Here is a 25,862-nt window from a genome sequence, read left to right as displayed (position 1 = left end):
GGCGCGCGCCTGCGAGCGGCCGCCACCGGCGGCCGCGAAGCAGCGCCGCGCGAGGGAGTCTGCGGCGACCAACGGGAGCCGCAGACGAGGCTGGGGAGGCGTGAGGTGCGGTCGCGGTGCGTTCCCGCGAGCAGCGTGGCGCGGAGCGCCACGGGCAGCCGGCGGCTTCGCCGCCGGCGACGAAGCGAGCGGGAGCACGGAAGTCGCAGCCCGCGCAGCGAAGCGAGCAGGAACGTCTTCCGGAGGGGCGGGATTCGAAGGGGCAGTCGCGAGGACGAAGACGCGCGACGCAAGGACCGCAAGGAGCGAGCGAAGCGAGCGACTGAGGACCACAGCGAGCGCATCGAGTCCTCGCGGCTGGGGCTTCGACGGTCTCGGTCACAACGTCGGTTCCGTAGTATCGAGCGACTAGGGTTTCGGCGGTGTTTTTTGTGGCGCGTTGATTTTCACCGATACCAGTTTTCGATAGCGCGCGCGACGACGGATCGGAGTCGAACCGACCACGAATTACCCGAATCGCGCCCGAGATAGCCACCAAACTCCAAACAGACGTCACAAACCCGCTAACCCGAGAATAAACCGGATTAAACCGCGTTAAGCGACTCTCCTTTTTATACGGTAACGGCGGTTGGACCCAAGTGGACATGAGCAAACGCATCACCAGCCTGCTGCTGATCGCGGTCGTCGCGCTCGGCGCGATGACCGGCGTCGCGGCCGCCGACGGCCACCTCGAAGTGGCCGTCGAGGACGCGGACGGCGAACCGACCGTTACGGTGACACAGAACGACACCGCAGTCGAGAACGCCACGGTCGTCGTGAGCGTCGCCGACGAGGACGACGACGAGAACGAATCGTACGCGGGAGCGGGGGAGTATCAGACGGACGCGAACGGTACCGTCGAGCTCCCCGCCGCAGAGGAGGACGTCACGGTCGACGTGACCGTCGCCTCAGGTAACGAGACGGCCTCGACGACCGTCGACCTCGAAGCGCCCGACGGACTCGAACTCGACGTTGAGGACGCCGACGGCGAGCCGGTCGTCACCGTCACCGACGACGACGAGGCCGTCGAGAACGCCACGGTTAACGTGAGCGTCGCCGACCCCGCGAACGCCTCGTACGCGGGGACGGGCGAGTACGACACGGACGCGAACGGCACGGTGACGCTTCCGGCCGCCGAGGAAGACGTGACCGTCGACGTGACCGCCGAGTACGACAACCGGAGCGTCTCGACGACGGTCGACCTCGAAGCGCCCGACGGGCTCGAACTCGACGTTGAGAACACCGACGACGAACCCGTCGTCACGGTCAGCGACGACGACGACCCCGTCGAGAACGCCACGGTCGGCGTCGCCCTCGCGGACGACGCCGACGAGAACGCCTCGTACGCGGGGACGGGCGAGTACGAGACGGACGCGAACGGCACCGTGACGCTTCCGGCCGCCGAGGAGGACGTGACCGTCGACGTGACCGCCGAGTACGACAACCGGAGCGCCTCGACGACGGTCGAGCTGACGGCCGGCGACGACGACGAGGAAGACGACTCCGCGGGAACGCCGTTCGGTCAGCTGATGCGCGACTTCATCGAGAACATCAGCGACCGCGAGGGCGGTATCGGCGCGGCCGTCTCCGACTTCGCGACGGAGAACAACCCCGGTAACGCCTCGGACGACGCCGGTGACGACGAGGACGACGGCAACGCCAGCGACGCGCCCGGCAACGCGCCCGAGGGCGTCGGCAACGGCAGCGACGACGGCGAGCGCGGCCCGCCGGACCACGCCGGCCCGAACGGTGACGACGCCGAGGACGACGAGACCGAAGCGGACGACACGGAAGAAGAGGACGGGGAAGAGGACGACGCGGAAGGAGACGACGACGATGACGACGACGCGGACGACGAAGACGACGAGGACGGCGAGAGCGGCCCGCCGGACCACGCCGGCGGCCCGGGCGGTAACTGACGACCCGACTTGGCCGTCCGCGCGGTCGCGCGGACGCCGACGAACTGACGGCGCTCCTTTTTCACGCGTAGACCGGTGTCGGCAGGGTTTAGTGCGCCGTGAGCGAACCAAGTGGTATGAGCGAAACCGCGTATCCGCCGGTGTCAAAGCACCTCTCTGACGTCGAAACCGCCCGAGAGGAGGGACGCCGGAAGATGGACTGGGCGCTCCAGCACATGCCGATTCTCAACGCCCTTCGCGACGACTTCGTCGACGAGCAGCCGCTCGCGGGCGAGACGATCGCGATGGCGATGCACGTCGAGGCGAAGACCGCGAACCTCGTCGAACTGCTCGCCGAGGGCGGAGCCGAGGTCGCGATAACCGGCTGTAACCCCCTCTCGACGCACGACGACGTGTCGGCCGCGCTCGACACCCACGAGTCGATCACCTCCTACGCGGTCCGCGGCGTCGACGACGAGGAGTACTACGACGCGATGCACGCCTGTATCGCCCACGAGCCGACCATCACCGTCGACGACGGGATGGACATGGTGAAGCTCGTCCACGAGGAGTACCCTGACCTGATCGACTCCATCGTCGGCGGAGCCGAGGAGACGACGACGGGGGTCGACCGCCTGCGCGCGATGGACGCCGACGGCGAGTTACACTACCCCGTCTTCGCCGTGAACGACACGCCGATGAAACAGCTGTTCGACAACGTCCACGGCACGGGCGAGTCGTCGCTCGCGACCATCGCGATGACGACGAACCTCTCGTGGGCCGGGAAGAACGTCGTCGTCGGCGGGTTCGGCCAGTGCGGGAAGGGCGTCGCGAAGAAGGCCTCCGGCCAGAACGCGAACGTCATCGTCTGCGAGGTCGACCCCCGCAAGGCGCTCGAAGCCCACATGGAGGGATACGAGGTGCTGCCGATGGTCGAGGCGGCGAAGAAGGGCGACGTGTTCATCACGACGACCGGCAACCGCGACGTGATCACCCGCGAGCACTTCGAGGAGATGAACGACGGCGTCCTGCTCGCGAACGCCGGCCACTTCGACGTGGAAGTGAACCTCGATCACCTCGACGACCTCGCGGTCGACCGCTACGAGGTCCGCGACGGCGTCGAGGGGTTCGAGATGGAAGATGGCCGCGTCCTGAACGTCATCGCAGAGGGCCGGCTCGTCAACCTCGCCGCGCCCATCGCGCTGGGCCACCCGGTCGAAGTGATGGACCAGAGCTTCGGCGTTCAGGCGGTCGTCGTCCGCGAACTGGCCGCCAACGGCGAGAGCTACGACGCCGGCGTCCACGACGTACCCGACGAGCTCGACCGCGAGGTCGCGGACATCAAACTCGCCGCCGAGGGCGTCGAGTACGACGACCTCACCGACGAGCAGCGCGAGTACATGGGCAGCTGGGAGCACGGGACGTAACGCCACCAGACGGGGACCGGAGTCGACCGATCGGACGCCTCGGTTTGATCGGTTCGGTCCCGTTCGACCACCTTTTGTGCGACGCGGCCGTATCGGGTTCATGAACCTGACTGCGGTGTTACACGCCGGATTCGGTGTCTCGGTGCTGGCCGGAATCCTCGTTTCGGACACGACGCTTCGCATCGCCGCCTTCGCGCTCGGGGCGGTGCTCTTCGTCGCCGGCATCGCGGTGTCGCGGCGGAGCGACTGAAGCGAAGCGGACCCGGCGCGCGCCCTTTTTCAGCCGCGACCGCCTACGGGGTCCAGTGACAGTCACGAGCGTCCACGACCCGAGCCACCGCGAGTCCCTCTGGGAACTTGAGGACGCCTTCGAGCGGGGCGACCTGATCAGCGTGTTCGGTCGCTGTACGGTCTCGTACGAGGGCCGCGCCGCCTCGGATCTGGGGGCCGGCGACCGCCTGCTCGTGTTGAAGCCGGACGGCGCTGCCCTCGTCCACACCGACGAGGGCCGCCAGCCGGTCAACTGGCAGCCGCCGGGGTCGGAACACCGCGCCGCGGTCCGCGACGGCCGGCTCCGCGTGGTCTCGACGCGGTCGAACCCCGACGAGACGCTGACGGTCCGCTTCTCCGACGTTCACCAGCTCTCCGCGATGGCCGTGACTGGGGGCCGCGACCTCGACCTCCACGGCAGCGAGGAGGATCTCCGAACCCGGATCTTAGAGCGCCCCGACCTCGTCGAATCGGGATTCGAGCCGAGGGAGACGGAACGCCCCTCCAGCGCCGGTCCGATGGACATCTTCGGGGTCGACGCCGACGAGACGCCGGTCGTCGTCGAGCTGAAGCGTCGCCGGGTCGGCCCGGACGCGGTGGGACAACTGGCGCGGTACGTGCGGGCGATGGAGGAGGAGTTGGGCGTCGGAGCGTCCGCCGCTGCCGCCGACGGCACCGCTGACGCCGAGAACGACCCCGACATCGAGAACGATCCGGAAAGCGACCTCGACGCCGAAAACAACGCTGACCCCGGGAACGACGGCGTCACCGCGGTCCGCGGAATCCTCGTCGCGCCGTCGATAACCGACCGGGCCGCGGAGCGTCTCGCGGACCGCGGATTCGACCACGTCGCGCTCGAACCGACGCCGACGGAGTGAGCCGACCGGCGTGTCAACACGCACCGCGATCGGGGCGAGCGCCCTCGTCGACGCCGAACGGGCCGACGGGAACGCCTCGCTATCGAAGGCTTTATCGACGCAGCGGCGGCTACATCGGACAAGTAGCCATGTCTGACAAACCCGCCTCTATGTATCGGACGATCGACAAGCCGTCGTACACCCGCCGCGAGTACATCACGGGCATTCCCGGCTCGAAGATCGCGCAGCACAACATGGGCGACCTCACCGCCGAGCCGGACGACTACCCCGTCCAGATCAGCCTCCGCGTCGAAGAGGAGCTTCAGGTGCGACACGGCTCCTTGGAGAGCGCGCGCCTCTCGGCGAACCGCCACCTGATCAAGGAGCTCGGCGAGGGCAACTACAAGATGACCCTCCGGAAGTTCCCCCACCAGGTCATCCGGGAGAACAAGCAGGCGACCGGAGCCGGCGCGGACCGCGTCTCCGACGGGATGCGGCAGGCGTTCGGCAAGCCGGTCGGCACCGCGGCCCGGCTCAACAAGGACGACGTCGTCTTCACGGCGTACTGCGACGTCGAGCAGGCGTCCGTCGTGAAGGAGGCGTTCCGCCGCGCGTACAACAAGCTCTCCCCGCCGTGCCGGATCACGGTCGACCGCGGCGAGAAGCTGCTCGTCTCGTAGGACCGCTCTCCCCGTCCGTGAGGCGGGTTCTTTTCGGTGCGACCCGTTCGTGTAGCTGCGCCGCCGCGCACGTGGAACCACGGGCGCGACCCCCGAGCCGAACTCCTGAAATACCTCGCTCGCGTACCGAACGGCAGTGTCACAGCAGTTGGCCGAGGTCGAGACGCTGTTCCTCCACGAGTCGCGGAGCGACTACACCGTCGTCGCGAACCGCGACGGGAACCGCGTGCTCCGCGGGCGGCTCGAACTCAAGGATACGTCCGCCGGCCCGCGTCCGGCGAAGTTCCGGGTGATCCGCGACGGCGAGGACCACCCCCGGCAGCCGGACGAGTTCGTCGACCTCGCGCGGGCGGCCGACCGCATCCGGGTCTCCGAGCAGACCACGCCCGAGAACCGGAAGCGATTGGAGGCGATGCTCGACGGCTACCAACTGGAGTCGCTCACCGTGCGGACCTGCCGGCGGTGCGCGAGCGACGGGCGGTACGGACCGATCACGAGCGAGGAGGCGGTCGAACACAACGGCGAGCTGATCTGCCGCGACTGCGCCCGGCGGGAGCTGGAGCGGGAGCTGTCGTACAAAGGCGAGTTCACGGGCGCGGCCGAGGAGCGCCTCGAAGAGCTGCTGTACGAGTCCGGGGACTTAGACCGGATCGTGAGCCTCCTTCAGGGCGGACTCGACCCCGACCTCACGAAGTACGACGAGGTCTCCGCGAACGTCGACGACGTGAGTCCCGTGCGAACCGAGGACCTGGACCTCCACTCGGACCTGTCCGCGAAGCTCCAAGGGCGGTTCGAGGAGCTGCTCCCCGTCCAGAGCCTCTCCGTGCGGAACGGCCTGCTCGACGGCGACGACCAGCTGGTCGTGTCGGCGACCGCAACGGGGAAGACCCTCGTCGGAGAGTTGACCGGGATCGACCGGGCGCTGAAGGGGAACGGGAAGCTCCTCTTTTTAGTCCCGCTCGTCGCGCTCGCAAACCAGAAACACGAGGACTTCGAGGACCGCTACGGCGACCTGCTCGACGTGTCCATCCGGGTCGGCTCCTCGCGGGTGAACGACGACGGCAACCGGTTCGACCCGCACGCCGACGTGATCGTCGGCACCTACGAGGGAATCGACCACGCGCTCCGGACCGGGAAGGATCTGGGCGACGTGGGGACGGTCGTCATCGACGAGGTCCACACCCTGAAGGAGGGCGAGCGCGGCCACCGGCTCGACGGCCTCATCTCGCGGCTGAAGTACTACAGCGAGAACCGGATGGAGACGCATTCGGGCTACGACGGCACCCAGTTCGTCTACCTCTCGGCGACCGTCGGGAACCCCGAATGGCTCGCGAAGAAGCTCCGGGCGACGCTCATCGAGTACGAGGAGCGCCCCGTCCCCATCGAGCGCCACGTCACCTTCGCCGACAGCCGCGAGAAGGCGCAGATAGCGGACAAGCTCGTCAAACGGGAGTTCGACACGAAGTCGTCGAAGGGGTACCGCGGCCAGACGATCATCTTCACGAACTCGCGGCGGCGCTGTCACGAGATCAGCCGCAAGCTCCGGTACGACTCCACGCCGTACCACGCCGGGCTCGACTACAAGCGTCGGAAGAAGGTCGAACGGCAGTTCGGTGACCAGGATCTCTCCGCGGTCGTCACCACCGCGGCGCTGGCGGCCGGAGTCGACTTCCCCGCCTCGCAGGTGATCTTCGACTCGCTGGCGATGGGGATCGAGTGGCTCTCCGTTCAGGAGTTCTCCCAGATGCTCGGCCGCGCCGGCCGGCCGGACTACCACGACCGCGGCCGCGTCTACCTCCTCGTCGAGCCCGACGGCGTCTACCACGGCTCGATGGACCGCACGGAGGACGAGGTCGCCTTCACCCTCCTGAAAGGCGAGATGGAGGACGTGGCGACCCACTACGACGAGACCGCGGCCGCCGAGGAGACGCTCGCGAACGTCGTCGTCGCGGGCAAGAAGGCGAAGCGCCTCAACGATCGCATGATCGGCGAGGTCCCGACGAAGCACGCGCTCGGGAGGCTGTTGGAGTGGAACTTCATCGACGGCTTCGAGCCGACGCCGCTCGGTCGGGGCGTCACCAGGCACTTCCTCGCGCCCGACGAGGCGTTCTTCATCCTCGATTCGGTGCGGAAGGGCACCGACCCGTACGACATCGTCGCCGACCTCGAACGGCGCGACGACGAGGAGTGATCGGGGGCGTTCAGAGCGAGGCGACACGGGGCGTCCCCCGCCCGCGCAACGAAACGCTTTAGCGACTCATGCGGGTAGTGTGAGGCGAGGGGCCGTGGGGTAGTGGTATCCTCGCTGCCTTGGGTGCAGTGGACCTGAGTTCGACTCTCAGCGGCCCCATACGCGTTTTCCGCGACTACCGAACCAAAGTCAGGCCAAGTCAGTCAGCGACTGCTGTTCGTACACGTCGGGGTCGGCGGGCGGCGCGTCGCGGACCTCGGGAAAGTACTCCAGCAGCTGGCGCGCCAGTTCCTCGCCCAGTCGGACCGGGACCGCGTTGCCGATCTGTTTCAGCACGTCGGTCTTCGTCCCCTCGAAGGCGAACTCGTCGGGGAACGTCTGGAGCCGCGCCATCTCGCGGGGCGTGAGGTAGCGGTCCTCGCTCGGGTGGATGAAGACGTTCGTGCTCACCGTCAGCGACGGCTCCTCGGGGTGGAGCCGGCGGAGGTACGTGCCGTACCGCTTGACGATCTCCGGCTCGTGGGGGCAGGTGTCGGTGTCCTCGCAGTCGCAGCGGTACTTCTTTGTCTTCAGGCGGTCGGGGAGGTCGCGGTAGTAGCCGCCCGGCGGGACGTGACGGATGCGTTCGAGCGTCTTCTCGCCGGTGTTCGCGTACGTCATGTTCGGGAGGTCGTCGCTCGCGTCCGCGAGCGCCTCGCCGGCGGTGCGCCAGCTCCCCTCCGGGGTCGTCGGCTCCGGGAACCGGATGGGAACGTCGCGGTCGGTGCCCACGAAGAAGATCCGGCGGCGCTTCTGGGGGACGCCGTACTGTTCGGCCTCCAGCACCCGGTACTCGCACTTGTAGCCGTGGGCCGCGAACTCGTCGACGATGAGGTCTTTCACGTACCGGTCGTCGCTGGTCTGGCGGTTGATCAGGTCGCGGACGTTCTCCATCAGGACGAGCCGGGGTTCGAGGACGGAGACGACGCGGAGGAACTCCTCGAACAGCGTGTTCCGCCGGTCCTTCTCCATCTCGTCGAGTTCGATCTGCTCGTTGTTGAGCCGGCTGAAGCCCTGACACGGCGGGCCGCCGATCACCACGTCGACCCCGCCGGGGTCGTAGCCGGCGCGCTCGACGGACTCGCGGATCGCCGCGGCGTCGAGTTCGCGGACGTCCTCATCGACGAACTCCACGTCTGGGAAGTTTCGGCGGTAGGTCTCGGCGGCCGGCTCCCACTGGTCGCTCCCGAGCGCGACGTCGAAGCCGGCCCGTTCGAAGCCCAAGTCGAGCCCGCCACAGCCGGAGAAGAAGCCGGCGACGACGGGCGCGTCGGTGGCGTCGGTCGCGGCGTCAGATCCGGAGGCAGAATCGCCGTCAGCGCCCACCGACATCACCTCGCTCGAACGCGGGCGCGCGTACTCGGTCCATTCGTGACGGGGTTCGCCGCGGGCGCATAAAAACGTCACACCTCGGCCGGTGCGGCGGCAGGGGTCGTCTCGTCGGTCGATCGAAGCGTCGCAGCCGGACGGTCGGATCAACCGCGTCGGACGCTCAGGCCCGTCGCTCGCTGATCTCTTCGGCGATCCGCTCGTCGGGGCGGCGGAGTTCGCCGGACTCGACCTCGTAGACGTAGCCGGAGACGGTCGTGTCGTCCGGGATGAACGCGGACTCGCGGAGGTACTCGACCTGCGCGGCGCAGGCCGCGTCGATGTCGTCGGTCATCTTCACCCAGTCGAGGAGGTCGGCGTCACCGATGGTGAGTTCCGGCAGCGAGGGGTCGAGGTCGGCGTCGTCGAGGTCGCCGGCCTGCGCCGCGAGCCCGTCGCGGATCGCCGCGTCGGGGGCGCTCATCATGCCGCAGTCGGTGTGGTTGATCACGACGATCTCGTCGGTGTCGAAGAAGTTCGTCGTGAGCGCGGCCGACCGGATCACGTCGTCGGTCACCTTGCCGCCGGCGTTGCGGAACACCTGCGCGTCGCCGAGGTCGATGCCGAGCGCCTCCTCGATCGGGATGCGCTCGTCCATACAGGCGACGACGAGGAGGTTCTTGTCGGTCGGAATCCCCTTTCGGCGGCGGCGCGCCCAGTCGTCGCGCTCGTCGACGGCGGCTTCGAGGTGTTCGTGGTGGGTGTCGTGGTCGTGATCGTCGTGATCGTGATCGGACATCGATACCCGATACGTCGGCCGGAGAGGGGTCGGTTGCGCTACCTCGGTTCGTCTCCGTCGCCTGCAAGCAGCGGTGAAATCGACCGGTTTCGGCGGGCACGTCCGCAATCGAGGGGAGAGATGGGGGCGGTCCGGCGATCGAGCCGCAGTCTTTCGAAATCCTTTTGTCCCGATTCGGCGTTACTTCGAGTGCGAGCCGCCTTAGCTCAGACTGGGAGAGCACTCGACTGAAGATCGAGCTGTCCCCCGTTCAAATCGGGGAGGCGGCATAGTTTTTCGGTACGATTCAAGTTCGAGAGTTCCGACTGAAGATCGAGCTGTCCCCCGTCCCCGCGAGCGGAGCGAGCGGGGGCTCGGAAGACGAGCGCAGCGAAGTCTTCCGGCGTTCAAATCGGGGAGGCGGCATTTTCCTGCGAACTCGTGAGGGAGCGGAGCGACCGAACAGTGAGCAGTATAAATGCTCCCGACCCGATTTGAGCGGGCGAGTCGCAGCGACCGAGCGCAGCGAGATCGGCCGTCTCGGCGAGTCCAAATCGGGGAGGCGGGATGGCTTTTTCGCACGGTTTAGATTCGAGAGTTTCGCCTATCGATCGAACTGCCCCTGTCCTCTCGGGCGGGCTCGGTCAGTCAACGCGGCTCCAGTCACGGATTCGGACCGAGCGGTGCCGCACACTCGGAGCAGTACACGAACTCGGACGCGTTCTCCGCGCCGCACTGTGGACAGATCCGCTGTCCCCCTGCGTCTGCGTCCGGCGGGTCGCGGTCGTAGACGGGGTCCTCGGTGTAGCGCTCGACCTCCCCCTCGCGCCGCTTTCGGCTGCGCTCGCGACCGTCCCGGAATACCCCGGCGAGGACTCGGAGCCCGACGCCGAGCGCGAACAGCAGCGCCGCGCCGGTCGCGATCAAGTAGACCGTGCCGAAGTCGACCATGCGGCGGGTACGGGCCGGAGCCGTAGATAGTGTTGGGTGTTAGCATGAGGTTCAGTCGGGTGTCAGAGCCGGTCAGGCGGCGGCAGGTCACTCGTCGCCGACGAACACGGTCGCGAGCCGGTCGCCGCAGCGCGGGCAGTTCAGCGTCTGCCACGTTCCGGGGTCGAGGTCGCCGAGCGGCTCGGAGCGGCGGGCGTCCGCAACGGCGACGGTCGCACCGCAGGTCTCGCAGTCGTGGGTGTCCTCGGGGTCGGGCATCGGCGGGGGTACGGGCGCGTCGCCGAAACGGACTTCGCCGCGCGGGGCGTTCGATCCCGTATGAGCCGGTTCGCGGCGGTCGCGTTCGACCTCGACGACACGCTGTGCCGCCACGACCACGACGTGACCGCGCTGTACCGCCGGGCGTTCGAGGCGGCTGGCGTCGAGCCGTTCGGCGAGCCGGATGAGCTGTGGCCGCTCCTCGACGGCGCGCCGGACCCGGACGACCGCGTCGGCTACCTCGGGGCGGGATTCGCGCGGTTGGCGGCACAACACGGCCGCAACGTCGACCCGATTGCGCTCGCCGAGGCGTTCGAGGCGGTCGCGGACGACTCGCGGGTCGCGTACCTCCCGGGCGCGGTCGACGCGCTGTCGGTCGCGGCGGCGGCAGGTCCCGTGGGGATCCTCACGAACGGTCCCGAGCGGCGGCAGCGGGCAAAGGTCGAGGCGCTCGGTCTCGCCGACCGCGTCGACGCGATCGTGTACGCGGGCGACCTGCCGCGCCGGAAGCCCCACGTCGAGCCGTTCGACCGCCTGACGACCGCCCTGTCGGTCGACCCCGGAGAGATGCTGTACGTCGGGAACTCGCTCTCGTACGACGTCGCCGGCGCGCACAACGCCGGCCTCCGGTCGGCCTGGCTGCGGGCCGATCCCGACGACGCGGCGGCCCCGTACCGCCCGGACTACGTCCTCGACTCGCTGGACGAACTCGCGGCGCTCCTACGGTGTGATCCCGAGCCCGAAACGGAGGCCGACGCGTGAGCGACGCGGTCCGCGAGCGAGCCCTCGCCGAGACGCGGCCGGGAGCGACGCCGGCGAGCGTCGAGCCGCTGGGCCGGGGAAACCGGAAGCGGACGGAGGTGATACGGTTCGACGCGGCCGATCCGGTCGTCGTTCAGTACTCCTCGACACCGGAAGCGATCCGGACCGAGGCGGCGCTGCTGGCGGCGGTCGGCGAGCGGACGGGCGTTCCCGTCCCCTGCCCGCTGGGCGACGGCGTCGTCGACGGGACGGGGTGGATGGTCACGCCGCTGGTCGAGGGGCGGGACCTCCACGAGGCGTTCGTCGAACTCGGTCCGGCGGACCGACGGGCGGTAGCGCGGGCGTTCGGGCGGTACCTCGCCGAGGTCCACGAGGCGTTCCGGTTCCCCCGCTGCGGGCGACTCGGAGTCGCGGAGCGCGCGGAGACGAGGGCGGAGGCGGCGCGCGGGCGTGACTCCCGGCTGTCCGTCCGGAATCCGATCGACGCCGCGGACTGGCTCCGGGGGTTCGGCGAGCGACACACCGAGCGGCTCCCGGCCGAGTTCGACGACCTCCGCGACGCGCTCGACGAGGTCCTCCGGGAGCCGACCGAGACCGACGCCGCGCCGCGGCTGTTCCCGTGGGACTTCCGCCCCGGGAACGCGCTCGTCGCGGACGGCGCGGTGACGGCCGTCCTCGACTGGGAGGCTCCGCTCGCCGCGCCGCCGGGCGTGTCGGTCGCCAAGGCGGAACACCTGGTGGTCGACTGGTACGTGCCGGGGGGCGAGACCGAACCGCTCCGCCGGGCGTTCCGCGACGGCTACGGGTCGGTTCGCTCACTGCCGCCGGGCGGGCGCGCGTACCGCGTGGCGGCCGTCGCGAGCGCCGTCGTCGACGGCGAGGGCGTGGTGACGAACCCGCGGTACCCGCCGGTCGACCGGGAGGAGGCAGTCGCGTTCCACCGGCGCGCGCTCCGGCGCGCGCTCGACGGAACGAGGGAGTGAGGCGGGACCGAGACGCGGCTGGCGACTGGGAGCGCACCTCGGCGGTCGCCCGTCAGTACAGCGCGGTCGCCGCGAGGATCCCCGCCGTCTGGCCGACGCCGACGAGCGCGATGCCGGCGACGGTGCCGGTCGCGGAGGCCGCGAGGGCGGCGACGCCGGCCCCGACGACGGAACACGCGGCCGCGGCGTAGTGGATAATCGAGCGCGAGATCTCCGGGTCGCGGAGGCCCGTGTAGACGAACGCGGGGGCGGGCAGCAGCATCCAGCCGTAGAAGGCGACGGCGAGCGCCGCGTCGGCCGGGAGGGCGGCCGCGAGCGCCGGAACGGTCCCGTCGCGGGCGAGGAACCCGGCGACGCCCGCGAGCGTGACCGGCGTCCCGGCGAGGATCACCAGCTTCCACGCCCGGAGGACGCCGGTCGCCATGTCGCGCCACGAGGCAACAACGAAGGCGACGAGTAGGGCGCTCATGACGACGTGCGCGACGAACAGCGCGTGCGCGGAGACGACGCCGAGGACCGCTCCCGCGGCGACGCCCCACGCCGCGGGGACCAGCAGGGCGGGACCGTTCTCGCGGAGCGTCAAGGCGGGGCCGTCGGCACCGTGTGCGTGGGACACGGGCGACGCTTTCGCGGCCGGAGTCATAAACCTCGGCGTCGGAGGGATCCGCAGCAGACATCGAGGGAATCGGTAGGGCGAACGTCGAAAACCGCCCTACAGTCGTTTCAGACCCGTACAACGGCATTTTTCGAAGATCCCGTTCCCAGAGCCACGTGGTAACTGTACCCTCGCAATCCTTATGCCCGAACGGGGCATCTCTCTATTCGCAATGGCGACCGGAAAGGTTGATTTCTTCAACGACACTGGCGGCTACGGATTTATTGAGACTGACGACGCGGACGACGACGTGTTCTTCCACATGGAAGACGTCGGCGGCCCGGACCTCGAAGAGGGCCAGGAGCTCGAGTTCGACATCGAGTCCTCCGAGAAGGGCCCCCGCGCGACCAACGTCGTTCGGCAGTAAGCCGATCCGAGAAGGTGGGTCGGTCCGGCTGACGCCGAACGCGACTCTGACACACGGTACCAAGCGTTTTCGTCCGCGTCGCGGGCTCACGTCCGCCGCGGCCGTATTTTATTCCCGACCAGCGCACCGCTCGTAGCGCGTGCCTCGTTCGTGACGGAGAGGAGTGTTAGTTGCTGAATCAAGAATCGCGTCGAGCGGTCGCCCCGCCCGCTCAGATGTGCTGGCCGAAGAGGCCGCGGCCCTTCGTCACCTCGACGTCGCCCTCGACCTTTGTCTGACAGGCGAGGCGGACGTCGTGGTTCGGGTGGTGCGGCGGGAACCAGAGGCGGGCGCGCTCCTTTTTGCCCGGCTCGCTGACCTCGCCGTCGACTTGGACCGCACAGGAGCCGCACGACCCGGCACCGCGACAGTTGAGCTGCTCCATCTTCCCGTTGTAGACCGACAGACCGGCCTCCTTGAGTACGTCGCGTAAGACTGCGCCCTTCTCGCACTCGATCTCCTCGCCCTGATAGGATACGGTAGGCATGTGCGTCACGGTACAGCGGCGATCCACAAAGAGCCTGTGTCCCGTGGCCGAGGATCGAACCGCCGAGATGCGGCCGCGTCGCCCCGGAACAGTCTGCCTCGCCCCGAGACCGTCGTGTGCCGAGCGTCGGACGCCGACGGGGCGTTTTTTACCCTCGGCACCGCAGGGTGGCACAATGGGACTCAGGTGTCTGCTCGGACACGACTTCGGCGAACCCGAACTCCAGCGGGAACGCGAGGAGGACGGCGACGAGGTCGTCACGACCGTCAAGGAGGTGAAGACCTGCGCTCGCTGCGGCGAGACGCAGATCGTCAGCGAGAATACCGAAGTGACGACGATGGAGCAGTTGGCCGACGAGGCCGCCGCGAACGCGGCCGGCGGAGCCGACCCGGCGAGCGAAGCCGACCCCGGGACCGTGGGCGGACCGTCGGCGACACCGGGCCGGACCGACGCCCCGGAGGTCGACGCCGGCGGCGTCGACGCGGGCGACGCGAGCGCCGACGATGGGATCACGCTCGACGAGGAGCCGGGGGCCGGGAGCGACGACGCGGTGATCCTCGGCGAAGGACCGTCCGACGACGGGGAGACCGACCCGGCCGAGACCGGACCGGAACCAGAAGCCGTCGACGCGCCGACGGGCGCGCCCGACCGGTCGGACCCCGCGAACGAGTCGGAGCCGTCGCGGGGACCGGACCGGGCAGAGGAGGAGGCGGAGCTGCTGGACGCGGGCGAGGGAGCGGAAGCCGGCGGCTCGGCCGCGGCCGACGCCGGTCCGGAGTCCGCGTCGACCGACGAATCGGACGCGGAGACCGACGACGGCGTGATCCTCGACGAGGAGGAGGAGTCGCTCGATGACCGTGAACGGGGGGCGTGGCCGTCGGTCGACGAGGAGGACGCCGAGGGGGACGACCAGACCGCCTGGCCGGATCACGGGGGCGAAGACGAGGGGTTCAGCGCGGAGGTCGGCGAAGGCAGAGAGGCCGACGTCGAGTTCGGCGGGGGACTCGCGCCTGAGGCGGTGGAAGGGGACGCGGAGTCGGCGAGGTCGGCGGAGACGGAGTACGTCGAGTCCCCCGACGACGCGGAGGCGGTCTCGTTCGACGCCGGCGGCGAGGGCGGAACCGGGATCACCCGCGGCGAGAGCCCGGATCTGGAGACCGCTGGCGGGGACGAGCCGACAGAGTACTACTGCCCGGAATGCGGCATGGTTCGGGCAGCAGACGGGAACTCCATGCGCGCGGGCGACATCTGTCCCGAGTGTAAGCGCGGGTACGTCGACGAACGCCCGCGGTAGTCGAGCGACGACGACGGTAGTCGTGATAAAAGGGGCGCGTCGGCGGCCGAACCCCCCGAACGGGCGTGACGAAACTGGTTTACGCCGGCCTGTCGAACGGTCGCGGCATGAAGCAGTACAAGATGCGCCGCGGCGAGCATCTGGACGACCGAATGCCGGACCTGAAGGGGTCCATCGAGGAGTACTTCGGCGAGGTCACCGGCACCGAGGAGTACGACGGCCACGAACTGTACGTCGTCGGGGACCCCGACAACCCGGTGTTCAAGCGGATCGTCGCGGGGGCCGCCGAGTACGGGGGCAAGAAGGACAAGCTGGCGGTCCACTTCGAGGAGCGGCCCGCGGAGGAGGTCATCGCCGACGGGGACGCCGACGCCGCCGCCGACGCCGTCGACGCGAAAAACGAGTTCTTGCTGGAGGCGACCGGTCGCGACGCGAAGTCCCGCCGCGACTCGCTGAAGCGCGAAGTCGAGGACGACGCCCCCGACTACTGAACGGTTCTCGACGCGCCTGTTACTGAACGGTTCCCCGCGGTCACGCTCGTCGCCGACTGCCGAGACAGAGTTTCGCTTCGACAGCGATGCGTCCGTCCGACCGGAATCGGTCAAAGGTGACGGCGTCGGCAGCGCCGGACTGTCAGGATCGATCGACTAAATGTTTATTCGGATTTGAGTTAAAATTCCGATGTTTTTAAGTCACGAGGAGACGAAAGGCATGTATGAGCATCGAGACAGTCGTACTGGCGGTTGGTACCGAGGACGAGAAGCGCGCGAAACGGCTCGCGAACGAGATAATCGCGGTCGCGGAGCCGGCGGACGCCGAGGTCGTGTTGACCCACGTGTTCGACGAGTCGGAGTTCGACGGGATCCGGGAGAAACTGGGCGTCGAACGGGGGAGCGAAGGCTCGACGCCCGACGCCGTCGCGGAGCGGCACGCGACGACTCGCGCGCTCTCGAAGGCGCTCTCGGAGGCGGGCGTGCGGCACTCGGTCCGTGGCGCGGTCGGCGACCTCGCCGACGAGGTCATCGAGACCGCCGACAGTCTCGGAGCCGACCGCGTTTTCGTCGGCGGACGACGGCGCTCCCCGACCGGGAAGGCCGTCTTCGGCAGCGTCGCACAGGAGGTCATGCTGTCGGCCCCGTGTCCGGTGACGTTCGTCCGCGAGACCGCGTCGTAAGGCGGTTTCGCGGAAGCGATCTAGTTCTTTACCCTCGCTCGACCGCGCGAAGCGTCCCGCTTAAGTGAGACGGGTCCGCGCTTACACCCGATGTACTACGTGGGCGTCGATCTCGGGGCGACGAACGTCCGAGCGGTCGTCGGCGACGAGACCGCGGCGATCCTCGGTTCCGCGTCGCGGGCCACTCCGCGGGGGCCGAACGGCATCGCCGTCACGGAGGCCGTCTTGGAGGTGATCCGAGGGGCCTGTACGGAGGCGGGGATCGCGCCGAGCGAGCCGGTCGCGGCCGGGATCGGCTCGATCGGCCCGCTCGACTTAGCGGAGGGGGTCGTTCAGGGACCGGCGAACCTCCCGGACACCGTCGAGCGCATCCCGCTCGTCGGCCCGGTCGGCCGGCTGCTCGACACCGACGAGGTGTACCTCCACAACGACACCATCGCGGGCGTCATCGGCGAGCGGTTCCACTCCGAGCGCAATCCCGACGACATGGTGTATCTCACCATCTCCTCGGGGATCGGCGCGGGGGTCGCCGTCGACGGCAACGTGCTCTCGGGGTGGGACGGCAACGCCGGCGAGGTCGGCCACATGACCGTCGACCCGCACGGGTTCATGACCTGCGGCTGCGGGCTCGACGGCCACTGGGAGGGGTACTGCTCGGGCAACAACATCCCGCACTACGCCCGCGAGCTGTACGAGGAGGACCCGATCGAGACGAGCCTCCCGGTCGAGGACCCCGACTTCTCCGCGGTCGACGTGTTCGAGGCGGCGGACGAGGACACCTTCGCCGACCACGTGATCGATCAGGTCGCCCACTGGAACGCCATGGGCATCGCCAACGTCATCCACGCGTACGCCCCGCTGGTCGTGACGATCGGCGGCGCGGTGGCGCTCAACAACCCCGAGCGCGTCCTCGATCCGATCCGCGAGAAGCTCCCGGAGATGGTGTTCATCAACGTCCCGGAGGTGCGGCTCACCGACCTCGGCGACGAGGTGGTGGTGAAGGGAGCGCTCGCGAGCGCGCTGACGGGCGGGACCGGCGACCGCTCGCGGGTCGAGAGTCCGCCCTGACGGGAGGGGCGGAGGGTGCGGTGGCTCGGCTACTGCTCGAACTCGTCCAGCTCCGGCTCGACGTCGGGGTCGACCGCGTCGCGCGTGTCGAGGTACGCGTCGCGGTAGCGCCGGATCTTCCGGAGGAGGACGTAGCCGAACGCGCCCTGGAAGACGAGGACGAACCCGAACAGCGCGAGCACCTGCGGGACGCCGAACAGCCCCGAGGCGATCCCCGTCACCGGGCCGACGAGGGTATTGTACAGCCCGTGGATCGCGGCCGCAAGCACGAGCCCCTTCACGACGATTGGGCCGCGGTTCCCGGGGTTGAACTTCGCCAGCCCGAGGTAGTAGCCCGCGAACGCCGAGTAGATCACGTGGCCCGGTCCGGCGAGCGCCCGGAGCGCGGCGATGCCGTCGCCCGCGCCGAGCGCCGCGATCCCGACCGTCAGCTCCCCGAGGTCGACGTTCTGGGCGATGTACACGAGGTTCTCGATGACGACGAAGCCGAGGCCGGCGATGGCACCGTAGACGGCCCCGTCGATGACGGCGTCGAACCGGGCGTCGGTGTACGCGTACAGCCGCACCGCGAGCAGCTTCACGGACTCCTCGACCGGCCCGACGATCAGGAAAAAAAAGAGCACGAGTCCCGGGAAGCCGAGCGGGCGGAAGAAGGGCTGAAGCTCGCTGTTGAGGACCGCGGCGAACGTCGCGGTCAGGATCGACAACAGGAACGTGGCGACGAGCAGCGACAGCGGCTCCGCGGTCGTCACGTCGGAGACGTACACGTACGCGGCCAAGCCGAGCGCGGGGATCACGGAGAGCCCGAGGAGGATCGCGATCGCGGGGTCAAAGAGCAGCCCGATCCCGAACGAGCCGAGGATCGCGAGGAGTCCGACGAGTGCGACGAGCACGACCGCGGCCTTCGCCGACCGGGTGACGAACCAGTGGAGCGCGACCGACAGCCCGTCGAGGGAGGTCCGCTCCTCCCACGTCGCGACGTCGTAGAGGTCGCGGTCGTCGTCGGCCCGGGACGCGATCGGGTCCTCGTCTGCTGGCATGGGTCCCGTTAGATCCCCCGGTGACTTAATCGATTGCCGACGGGAGGGTCGGACTCGGGGAACGCGAGGCGAGCGGCCGGATCCGCAGACCTCCAGCGACGGCAGAGTGGTCCCGGTGATAAGGGTTGACTCGCTGGCGGGGAATACCGGTAAAGTACGTCTCGTTCAGTATGGACTACATATTTATCCCCGTATTGTTCGATTGGACGGTTAATGACGGACTGGGAGCGCGTGATACAGGAACTCGAAGAGGCGGGCTATTCTGGATTCAAGTTCGATAGCGGCGATACGGCTGTGTCGGGGCTGTCCGGTGAGTGGGTATCCGGTAAAATCCCACGCGAGGGAGGATTGAAACACGAGAATCAGACACTTTGGATACGAATTCTCGACGCGTTATCGTGGAACGGTGGTACCGTGGATGCTGCTCCAGAAAACGCCCCCGAAAGGATACGCAATATCGCCACTGAACACGGCTTGGACGTCGTGATATTCACCGTCTCCGCCGAAGAGGCGCGTATCGCACTTTGTGATCCCTCAAAACATGATCTGTAACGGTGTGTTCGCAACCCTACTTATCGACAGTTGTACTCCATCGAGCCGGAGACGTTCCGACCCCTCCTCGATGCGGCGATCAACTGCTAACTACGGGCGAGCCACTTGCGATTAGCTGTAGGGCTTACCGCATACGAAAGTAGATGGCGACGCGAAGCGGTATGAGTGTGAAAAGTAGCGCTAGCATCGTAAGTACCGTCCACGTGGGGGCAACATTGAGTCCAAGTTGGACACCCATGACGAATATGAACAGGCCAGCGAACCGAATGCGGGAATTTTCCCAGAGTCGTTGGGACCGCTCGCTCACAAATGAGCCGTACGTCACAGCGATTCCGAGAGCCACTCCGAGGGTTGTCGCGCCGGCAAGTCGTTGTGGCGTGATCGAGACAGTGATTGAGAACGGTTCCCAGTACGCGACCGCACCGAAGCCGAGAATTGCCAGCCCTATCCAGAGGAGTTCATAGTAGACGCCTAGCCGAGAATCCGGCTCACTCCACTCCGTTGGAACCACTGTCATCTACCGGAGTAACTTTCCCCTCAATGATAAGCGTTCAACCACGTCTCATTGCCATTGACATTCGGAATTACGTGAGTTTGATATCTAGGAAACACAGATATATTGTACGTTCCGTATAGTTGGCAGTTTCCAGCGACCGGCCGTTTCACAGACGGGCATATCCGAAAACCGGAGTTCAGCGGAGCCGACAGAGTTGAAACCGCGGCACCCGAACGCCGGAGTATGCACTTCGACCAGCGGACCCAGCGCGCACTCCGCGAGGCCGGGCTGGAGACCGACGAGATCGCCGCGGTCTCGGACCGCGTCGCGGAGTTGGTCGCGGCGGACGCCGAGGCGCTGACCGACTTCTTCGCGGGCGACGGACCGGTGTACTCGGACATGGAGATGGCCCACAGCGCGACCGACATCCAGGAACACCCGACCGCCGACGTCGACCTGTTCACCCATGGGAGCGACCTCCGGGGCTACCTCTCGCTCGACGGCTGGGGCGTCCCGGTGGAGGGTGGGCGAGTACTCCGCGAAGACGATAACGCCGAGCCCGTTCTCGTCGAACTCGCGCTCGGCGACACAGTGAACGACCGAGTGCGGTTCGCGCGCGATCGCGAGGCGCTGTGACGATGTCGCGGGTCCGGGTCCGCGGCATCTACTCGACGGCGCTCACCGCGCGCCTGCTCGACGCGGGCCACGAGGTGGTCGACGCCTCGCCGCCGATCCGGCGGCGGTTCGACGCCGCGTTCGGAACCGACCCGCCCGAGGTCCGGGTCGAGACGAGCGCGGACCGACAGGGCGTCGGCGCGAGCGGCGGTCCGGACGCGGTCGAGGCGGTCCGGGACCTGATGACCGACGCGGGCCGCGACGCGCTCGCGTGGCCGGACCTGACTCCGCCCGGGACCGTCCTCGACGGCGAGGTGACGGAGACGCTCGGCGGCGGCGCGGTGGTCCGGCTCCGCGTCGGCGACGAGGTCGAAGGGGCGGGCGCGCCCGCGGGGACCCAAGAGGGCTACCTCCCGTACGGCGACGTCGACGCCCGCGTGGAGACGGACGACCCCGTCCGCGTTCAGGTGCGCGCGTCGGCGGCACCGTGGACCGACCGCCGCCCCGAGCTGTCGGGGGAGCTCCGGGTCGGCGGCGACCTCGTCGCGCTCGAACCGGGGTCGGGGACGCGGGTCGACGTGCGGAACGAGGAGGCCGCCCGGGAGCTGTCGGGGATGCTCGACCTGCTCGACCTCGAACCGCCGGCTGGTTGGCGGGCGGTGTGGCAGCCCCCGGCCGTCGACGCCGACACGGAGGCGCTGACCGCCGGACTCGACGCGGCGGTCGACGCCGCGGAGGCGCTGCGCGCGGCGACCGGACCCGGGGAGGGGAACGGGGCGGCCGGCGGCGAAGGCGTGGGCGACGACGAGACCGACGGGGAGGGGCTGGGCGTCCTCGACGACCGGTCCCGGCTCCGCGACGCGCCGACCGCCGCACCGAACGCCGGCATCTGGGTCTGGTTCGGCCGCGAGAGCCGGTTCGGGCTCGACGACGCGCGCCGGACCGCGACCGCGACGATGCCGGGCCACCACCGCGTGAAGGCGGGGTCGTCGGACGCCTCGGCCGGGGTGGACCTCGCGGAGGCGCTCTGCGAGCCCGACCCCGACGCGGCGTTCCCGTTCGCGGTCGTGAGCGACGCGTTCGGCCCGCGCGAGGGCGACGCGCTCCGGATCGACCACGGGAAGCCCGACGGTCGGCTGATCACCCTCGGCGAGGGGACGGTCACCGAGGTCGACGCCGACGGCGGTGTCACCGTCGAACGCGAGATGACCGGCGGCGGGACCTACGACGGGCTGGGCGTCGACCGCGAGGCGGGCGACGTCGCCGAGACGAGCCTGAAGGAGGGCCGCTGGTGGTACCCGACCACCTACCGCGGCCGAGACGGGACCGTCCGCGGGACGTACGTCAACGTCTGTACGCCGGTGGAGGTGTTCCCGGACGCGGCCCGCTACGTGGACCTCCACGTCGACGTGGTGAAACGACCCGACGGGAGCGTGGAGCGCGTCGACGACGACGCGTTAGACGAGTCGGTCGCGGCGGGTTACACCCCGGAGCCGCTCGCCGAGAAGGCGCGGAGCGTCGCGTCGGCGCTGGAGAACGCGCTGTAGGGCAGTCGCGGCGAGGTACCGCCCGCCTGCGACGAGAGAGTGCCACCCCGCGTCGACCGATCGACTCGCTCGTTTCGAAATCCAATCACTTCGTTTCGTTACAATAGCATTATTGTTCATCGTATATACGGTGCGGACGGAATGCGTGAGAAACGATCACAGCAATCATTTGACGGAGCGACGCGACGCGGCTTCCTCGGGAGCGTGGGGGCGCTGGTGGCCGCGGCGGGCTACTCGGGGACCGTCGCCGCCGACGACGCCGCGCGGATAGCCAACGACGCGGACGACCCGGTTCAGACGGTGGAGTCCCCGGACGGATCGATATCCGTCACCGTCGAGGTCAGCGACGGGGTCCCGACCTACGAGGTCGCGCGCGCCGGGGCGACGTACGTCGGGCCGTCGACGCTCGGGTTCGACTTCAGGAACCAGTCGGCGTTCGGGGCGAGCGCCGCGGGCGACGACGGTTCGGTGAGCGTCACGGGGACCGAACGCGAGTCCGCGACCGAGGAGTGGGAGCCGGTGTGGGGCGCGTACGACGAGGTCTCGGCCGAGTACAACGCCCTCAGCGTCGGGCTCGCGGACGCGACCGACGGCTCCGAAGGCGGCGGCCGGACGGCGACCCTTCAGGTCCGCGTCTTCGACGACGGGATCGGGCTCCGGGTCGTCCTCGGCGAGGGGTTCGCGAGCAACCAAGGCCGGGCGGTGGTCGTCTCTGAGAACACCGGCGTCGACTTCGCGGACGACTACGACGCGTGGTGGATCCGCAACGAGGTGACGAACCCGCGGTTCGAACAGGAGTACAGCGAGACGCCGCTCTCGGAGATCCCGGGGGGAACGCGGACGACGCGACCGACCGACACGCAGGTCCGGACCGGCGCGCACACGCCGCTCACGGTGGACGCGGGCGACGCGTACCTGAGCGTCCACGAGGCGAACCTCGACGACTACGCGGCCGCGACGCTCGCGCCGCGGGACGACGACGGGGAGACCGCGTTCGCGACCGAGCTCACGCCGCTGCCCGAGGGGAGCAAGGCATCGTTGGAACTCCCGGCGGCGACGCCGTGGCGGACGATTCAGGTCGTCGAGCGGCCGGGCGAGCTGATCGAGTCGCAGCTGGTCCCGCTGCTCTCCGACCCGCTCGACGAGGAGGCGCTACCGGCGGGAGCGGGGGGCGAACCCGACACCGACTGGATCGAGCCGCGCAAGTACGTCGGGATCTGGTGGACGATGATCGCGGGGCAGGCGAACTGGGAGTACAAGACCGACGACGCGGTCGCGGGCGGGGGCGGAAATCCGGCCGCCTACGTTCACGGGGCCCGCACCGAGCGGATGAAGCGGTACATGCGCTTCGCGAGCGAGAACGGGATCGACGGGGTCCTCGTCGAGGGGTGGAACGAGGGGTGGGACACCTATCCCGGCGACGGGACCGGATTCGGATTCGGCGTCGACGACTCCTACCCGGACTTCGACGTGCGCGAGGTGACCGACTTCGGTGCCGGGCTCCCGGATCCGGTCGAGATGACGATCCACAACGAGACCGCCGGGAACCTCCCGGGGTACGAGTCGGCGATCCTCGACGAGGACGTGTTCACGGGCTACGACGAGACGGGGATCAACTCGATCAAGAACGGCTACGTCTCGGACCCGGGCCTCGGCATCGACGGCGACGGCGCGGAGCCGACCCACAACCAGCACAACCAGCTCGCGGTGAACCACCACCGGCTGGTGATCCGGGAGGCCGCCGCGAACCGCCAGCTGCTGGAGATCCACGAGGGGATCAAGCCGACCGGCGAGATCCGCACCTACCCGAACGTGGCGAACCGCGAGGTCGTCAAGGCTCAGGAGTACGACGGGTTCGGCCAGCTCGGGTCGAACGTCGGCCGCGATCACCACGTCACGCTCCCGTTCACGCGGAACCTCGCCGGTCCCGTGAGCTTCCAGCCGGGGATCTTCGACATCACCTTCGGCGACGACCGCGGCGACCAGATCCAGACGACGCGGGCGAAACAGCTCGCGATGTACCCGACGTACCTCAGCGGCCTCCAGATGGCGGCCGACCGGATCGAGGGGTACGTCGACGAGACGTTCGCGGCCGGCGAGGGCCTCCACGCCGCCGCCGGCGACCGCGACGGACTGGTCACCGACGACTCGTGGCGGAACGCGTTCGGGACCAACTTCGTCGCCGTCGACCCCAACCGCGCCCCGAGCGGATCGTCGGTCGCCTTCACGGTCGAGGACGTGCCGAGCGCCGGGACCTACGACCTCCACCTCCGGTACGCGAGCGACGCCGAGGAGAACGCCGGCCGCGTGATCGACGCCGGCGGGCCGCGCGCGACCCTGCGCGTCAACGACGAGGCGCGGACGATCGAGCCGCCCTTCACCGACTACTGGGACGACTGGCAGGTGTTCACGACCGAGGTCGAACTGGCGGCCGGCGACAACGAGGTCGCGATCGAACTGGACTACGACGACGGCGACGGCGGCTTCGGCGGCGATGTCGGCGGGTTCAACCTCAACGCCGTCGCGGTCACCGGGCCCGGCGAGCCGTCACCGATCCCGGCCGAGTACGAGGGGTACGAACCCGAAAACGAGAACTTCGACGCCGAGCCGGAGTTCGGCTTCATCGAGTCGGTCCCGGCCGCCGGCTGGGACGAGACCCGCGTCGTCGGCTCCGCGATCGGCGAGTACCTCGCGATCGCCCGCCGCCACGGCGACGAGTGGTACCTCGGCGTCATGACCGACGGCGACGGGCGGACGGTCGACGTGCCGCTCGACTTCCTCGCTCCCGGCAACTCCGGCGGCACGCCGGGTCGGGGTAACGGGAACGGCAACGGACGCGGCAGCGGCAACGGACGCGGCAACGGAAATGGAAACAGCCGCGGCAACGGACGTGGAAACGGGAACGGAAACGGCAACGGCCGAAACGGTCCCAAGTACGTCGCCGAGATCCACTCGGACGCCGTCGGTACCGGCGTCGACGTCGACCCGACCGGGGTCCGCATCGACGAGGCGGTCGTCACGCCGAGTTCGACCCTGTTGGCGTCGCTGGCCCCGAGCGGGGGGACCGCGGTCAGACTGCGCCCGGCTCAGGGCCGCGAGATCAACCGGCTCCCCGAGTACGAACGGCCGGAGCAGGAACTGGAGATCGAGATCGCCGACGAGGTGGTCCTCGGTGACCCCCTCCTCACCGCGACCGGGTCGAACGACGCCCCGTTCGTCGGCGGCACGGCCGTGGAGGTGTCGATCGACGGTGAGGTCGCCTCGCGCGACATCGTCCGTCTCCCGCCGAACGCGACGAACGAGACCGTCGAACTCGGGTTCCGAAACCCCGGGTTCGGTACCTTCGATGTCGTCGTGCGCGAGGCTGAGAGCGGAGCCGAACTCGCCGCCAACACCGTCACCGTCGTTCCCGGCGACCTCGTCGCCGAACTGACCGATCCCGCCGGCGACGACGACGGCCCCGGCGAGTACGTGTATCCGACCGCCGACGCGTTCGAAGCGGGCGCGTTCGACCTGCGCGCGTTCCGCACGTACGAGACCGACGACGAGTATCGGTTCGCCTTCGAGGTGGAGAACCTGTACGACACGTTCGGCGGCGAGTTCTCGCCGCACTACTTCCTCGTGTACCTGCGCGACCCCGAGGCTGACGGCGGGCGGACGGCGTCGCTCGACGACATCGGACTCACCGCCGAGTTCGCCGACCCGTGGCAGTGTCGGGTCGACGCGAGCGGCTTCGGAAGCGGGGTCACGGACGGCGACGGAGCGACCCTCGGCACGCCGGAGGTGTTCGTCAGCTTCGACGCGAACACGGCCGTCGTCTCGATACCGAAGTCGACGGTCGGCGGCGACCTCTCCGGCTGGGAGGTGCTGCCGGTCGTCGGCTCGGAGGACCGCGGCAGCCTGCGGGCGGTCGAGGTCGACGCACGGGATTACGTCTTCGGCGGTGCCCGTGAGGGTGCGGCCGACAACGCGCCGCAGATCATAGACCTGATCACGCCCGAGGGCGTCTCGCAGGCGGACGCGCTCGATTACGGCCCGGACTCGCCGGCGTCGCTGCCGTTCACGCCGCTGTAGGGGGAAAAAGAGG

25 protein-coding genes and 2 tRNA genes are annotated in these 25,862 nt (G+C 68.9%); 19 read left to right on the top strand and 8 right to left on the bottom strand.

From position 1 onward, the window contains the following. Positions 1-644 precede the first annotated feature (644 nt). From QOL69_RS09445 to QOL69_RS09415, 7 genes are all read left to right on the top strand, one after another. Entirely contained in the window at positions 645-1,958 is a 1,314-nt protein-coding gene (locus QOL69_RS09445) for a DNA primase (RefSeq protein WP_283402962.1), read from the top strand. A gap of 116 nt (positions 1,959-2,074) precedes the next feature. Continuing rightward, entirely contained in the window at positions 2,075-3,364 is a 1,290-nt protein-coding gene (locus tag QOL69_RS09440; RefSeq protein WP_283402961.1) for an adenosylhomocysteinase, read from the top strand. Between the two features lie 100 nt (positions 3,365-3,464). After that, entirely contained in the window at positions 3,465-3,614 is a 150-nt protein-coding gene (locus QOL69_RS09435; RefSeq protein WP_195155772.1) for a hypothetical protein, read from the top strand. A 55-nt stretch (positions 3,615-3,669) separates the two neighbouring features. Continuing rightward, positions 3,670-4,512, top strand: a complete 843-nt coding sequence (nucS, locus tag QOL69_RS09430; RefSeq protein WP_283402960.1) for an endonuclease NucS — start codon at positions 3,670-3,672, stop codon at positions 4,510-4,512. Between the two features lie 128 nt (positions 4,513-4,640). Beyond that, on the top strand, positions 4,641-5,171 hold the full coding sequence (locus QOL69_RS09425) for a 50S ribosomal protein L16 (protein WP_048078419.1): 531 nt from the start codon (positions 4,641-4,643) through the stop codon (positions 5,169-5,171). A 136-nt stretch (positions 5,172-5,307) separates the two neighbouring features. Continuing rightward, positions 5,308-7,362, top strand: coding sequence for a DEAD/DEAH box helicase (locus QOL69_RS09420; protein WP_283402959.1), 2,055 nt, complete (start codon positions 5,308-5,310; stop codon positions 7,360-7,362). 88 nt (positions 7,363-7,450) lie between these two features. Next, a tRNA-Pro gene (locus tag QOL69_RS09415) sits at positions 7,451-7,521 on the top strand. 30 nt (positions 7,522-7,551) lie between these two features. Here the strand turns inward: QOL69_RS09415 and QOL69_RS09410 are convergent. Together QOL69_RS09410 and QOL69_RS09405 are read right to left on the bottom strand one after the other, a co-directional pair. Beyond that, entirely contained in the window at positions 7,552-8,733 is a 1,182-nt protein-coding gene (locus QOL69_RS09410) for a DNA cytosine methyltransferase (RefSeq protein WP_195155773.1), read from the bottom strand. Positions 8,734-8,893: 160 nt separating this feature from the next. Further along, entirely contained in the window at positions 8,894-9,508 is a 615-nt protein-coding gene (locus tag QOL69_RS09405) for a beta-class carbonic anhydrase (protein WP_283402958.1), read from the bottom strand. Between the two features lie 195 nt (positions 9,509-9,703). On the opposite strand from QOL69_RS09405, the gene QOL69_RS09400 reads away from it, so the two are divergent. After that, a tRNA-Phe gene (locus tag QOL69_RS09400) sits at positions 9,704-9,777 on the top strand. 373 nt (positions 9,778-10,150) lie between these two features. Here QOL69_RS09400 and QOL69_RS09395 read toward each other — a convergent pair. Further along, positions 10,151-10,438, bottom strand: coding sequence for a zinc ribbon domain-containing protein (locus QOL69_RS09395; RefSeq protein WP_048077527.1), 288 nt, complete (start codon positions 10,436-10,438; stop codon positions 10,151-10,153). An 87-nt stretch (positions 10,439-10,525) separates the two neighbouring features. Continuing rightward, positions 10,526-10,696: a hypothetical protein gene (locus QOL69_RS09390; protein WP_283402957.1), complete on the bottom strand. Its 171-nt coding sequence runs from the start codon at positions 10,694-10,696 to the stop codon at positions 10,526-10,528. A 60-nt stretch (positions 10,697-10,756) separates the two neighbouring features. On the opposite strand from QOL69_RS09390, the gene QOL69_RS09385 reads away from it, so the two are divergent. Both QOL69_RS09385 and QOL69_RS09380 read left to right on the top strand, forming a co-directional pair. Further along, the gene (locus QOL69_RS09385; protein ID WP_283402956.1) at positions 10,757-11,458 is read left to right on the top strand and encodes an HAD family hydrolase; all 702 of its coding nucleotides are present in this window, start codon (positions 10,757-10,759) and stop codon (positions 11,456-11,458) included. Beyond that, positions 11,455-12,441, top strand: coding sequence for a phosphotransferase family protein (locus tag QOL69_RS09380; RefSeq protein ID WP_283402955.1), 987 nt, complete (start codon positions 11,455-11,457; stop codon positions 12,439-12,441). The genes QOL69_RS09385 and QOL69_RS09380 overlap by 4 nt, the downstream gene beginning before the upstream one ends. Positions 12,442-12,493: 52 nt before the next feature. Here QOL69_RS09380 and QOL69_RS09375 read toward each other — a convergent pair whose 3' ends face one another. Next, positions 12,494-13,084: a hypothetical protein gene (locus tag QOL69_RS09375; RefSeq protein ID WP_283402954.1), complete on the bottom strand. Its 591-nt coding sequence runs from the start codon at positions 13,082-13,084 to the stop codon at positions 12,494-12,496. A gap of 184 nt (positions 13,085-13,268) precedes the next feature. On the opposite strand from QOL69_RS09375, the gene QOL69_RS09370 reads away from it, so the two are divergent. Next, the gene (locus QOL69_RS09370; protein ID WP_004599158.1) at positions 13,269-13,463 is read left to right on the top strand and encodes a cold-shock protein; all 195 of its coding nucleotides are present in this window, start codon (positions 13,269-13,271) and stop codon (positions 13,461-13,463) included. Positions 13,464-13,674: 211 nt separating this feature from the next. Here QOL69_RS09370 and QOL69_RS09365 read toward each other — a convergent pair whose 3' ends face one another. Beyond that, a complete protein-coding gene (locus QOL69_RS09365; RefSeq protein WP_048078418.1) occupies positions 13,675-13,989 on the bottom strand; it encodes a 2Fe-2S iron-sulfur cluster-binding protein in 315 nt (104 codons plus the stop codon). A 175-nt stretch (positions 13,990-14,164) separates the two neighbouring features. Here QOL69_RS09365 and QOL69_RS09360 point away from each other — a divergent pair, with 175 nt between their 5' ends. The 4 genes from QOL69_RS09360 to QOL69_RS09345 all read left to right on the top strand — a co-directional run bounded on the left by QOL69_RS09360 (position 14,165) and on the right by QOL69_RS09345 (position 17,525). After that, the gene (locus tag QOL69_RS09360; RefSeq protein WP_283402953.1) at positions 14,165-15,283 is read left to right on the top strand and encodes a DUF7093 family protein; all 1,119 of its coding nucleotides are present in this window, start codon (positions 14,165-14,167) and stop codon (positions 15,281-15,283) included. Positions 15,284-15,390: 107 nt separating this feature from the next. After that, a complete protein-coding gene (locus tag QOL69_RS09355; RefSeq protein ID WP_283402952.1) occupies positions 15,391-15,774 on the top strand; it encodes a DUF5611 family protein in 384 nt (127 codons plus the stop codon). A 224-nt stretch (positions 15,775-15,998) separates the two neighbouring features. After that, positions 15,999-16,457: a universal stress protein gene (locus QOL69_RS09350; protein WP_048077529.1), complete on the top strand. Its 459-nt coding sequence runs from the start codon at positions 15,999-16,001 to the stop codon at positions 16,455-16,457. Positions 16,458-16,547: 90 nt separating this feature from the next. Then, a complete protein-coding gene (locus QOL69_RS09345) occupies positions 16,548-17,525 on the top strand; it encodes an ROK family protein (protein ID WP_283402951.1) in 978 nt (325 codons plus the stop codon). A 29-nt stretch (positions 17,526-17,554) separates the two neighbouring features. Here the strand turns inward: QOL69_RS09345 and QOL69_RS09340 are convergent, their stop codons facing one another. Continuing rightward, entirely contained in the window at positions 17,555-18,565 is a 1,011-nt protein-coding gene (locus QOL69_RS09340; protein ID WP_283402950.1) for a PrsW family intramembrane metalloprotease, read from the bottom strand. Between the two features lie 213 nt (positions 18,566-18,778). Between QOL69_RS09340 and QOL69_RS09335 the strand changes: the two genes are divergently transcribed. Continuing rightward, positions 18,779-19,117 (top strand): hypothetical protein, encoded by a 339-nt coding sequence (locus tag QOL69_RS09335; RefSeq protein WP_048077532.1) that lies wholly within the window; start codon positions 18,779-18,781, stop codon positions 19,115-19,117. Positions 19,118-19,241: 124 nt separating this feature from the next. On the opposite strand, the gene QOL69_RS09330 is transcribed toward QOL69_RS09335, so the two are convergent. Then, positions 19,242-19,634 (bottom strand): hypothetical protein, encoded by a 393-nt coding sequence (locus tag QOL69_RS09330; RefSeq protein ID WP_048077533.1) that lies wholly within the window; start codon positions 19,632-19,634, stop codon positions 19,242-19,244. A 222-nt stretch (positions 19,635-19,856) separates the two neighbouring features. Here QOL69_RS09330 and QOL69_RS09325 point away from each other — a divergent pair, with 222 nt between their 5' ends. From QOL69_RS09325 to QOL69_RS09315, 3 genes are all read left to right on the top strand, one after another. Further along, positions 19,857-20,249, top strand: a complete 393-nt coding sequence (locus QOL69_RS09325) for a DUF7532 family protein (protein ID WP_048077534.1) — start codon at positions 19,857-19,859, stop codon at positions 20,247-20,249. 2 nt (positions 20,250-20,251) lie between these two features. Further along, positions 20,252-21,775 carry a ribonuclease FAU-1 family protein gene (locus tag QOL69_RS09320; protein ID WP_283402949.1) on the top strand — a complete coding sequence of 508 codons (1,524 nt, stop codon included), beginning with the start codon at positions 20,252-20,254 and terminating at the stop codon, positions 21,773-21,775. Positions 21,776-21,916: 141 nt separating this feature from the next. Beyond that, on the top strand, positions 21,917-25,849 hold the full coding sequence (locus tag QOL69_RS09315; protein ID WP_345782480.1) for a glycoside hydrolase family 97 N-terminal domain-containing protein: 3,933 nt from the start codon (positions 21,917-21,919) through the stop codon (positions 25,847-25,849). Positions 25,850-25,862 lie beyond the last annotated feature (13 nt).

This window comes from Halorubrum sp. DM2, from assembly GCF_901686465.1.
Classification (GTDB): domain Archaea; phylum Halobacteriota; class Halobacteria; order Halobacteriales; family Haloferacaceae; genus Halorubrum.
Note: the sequence above shows the minus strand (reverse complement) of the source record. Positions and strands in the feature narration are given on the sequence as shown.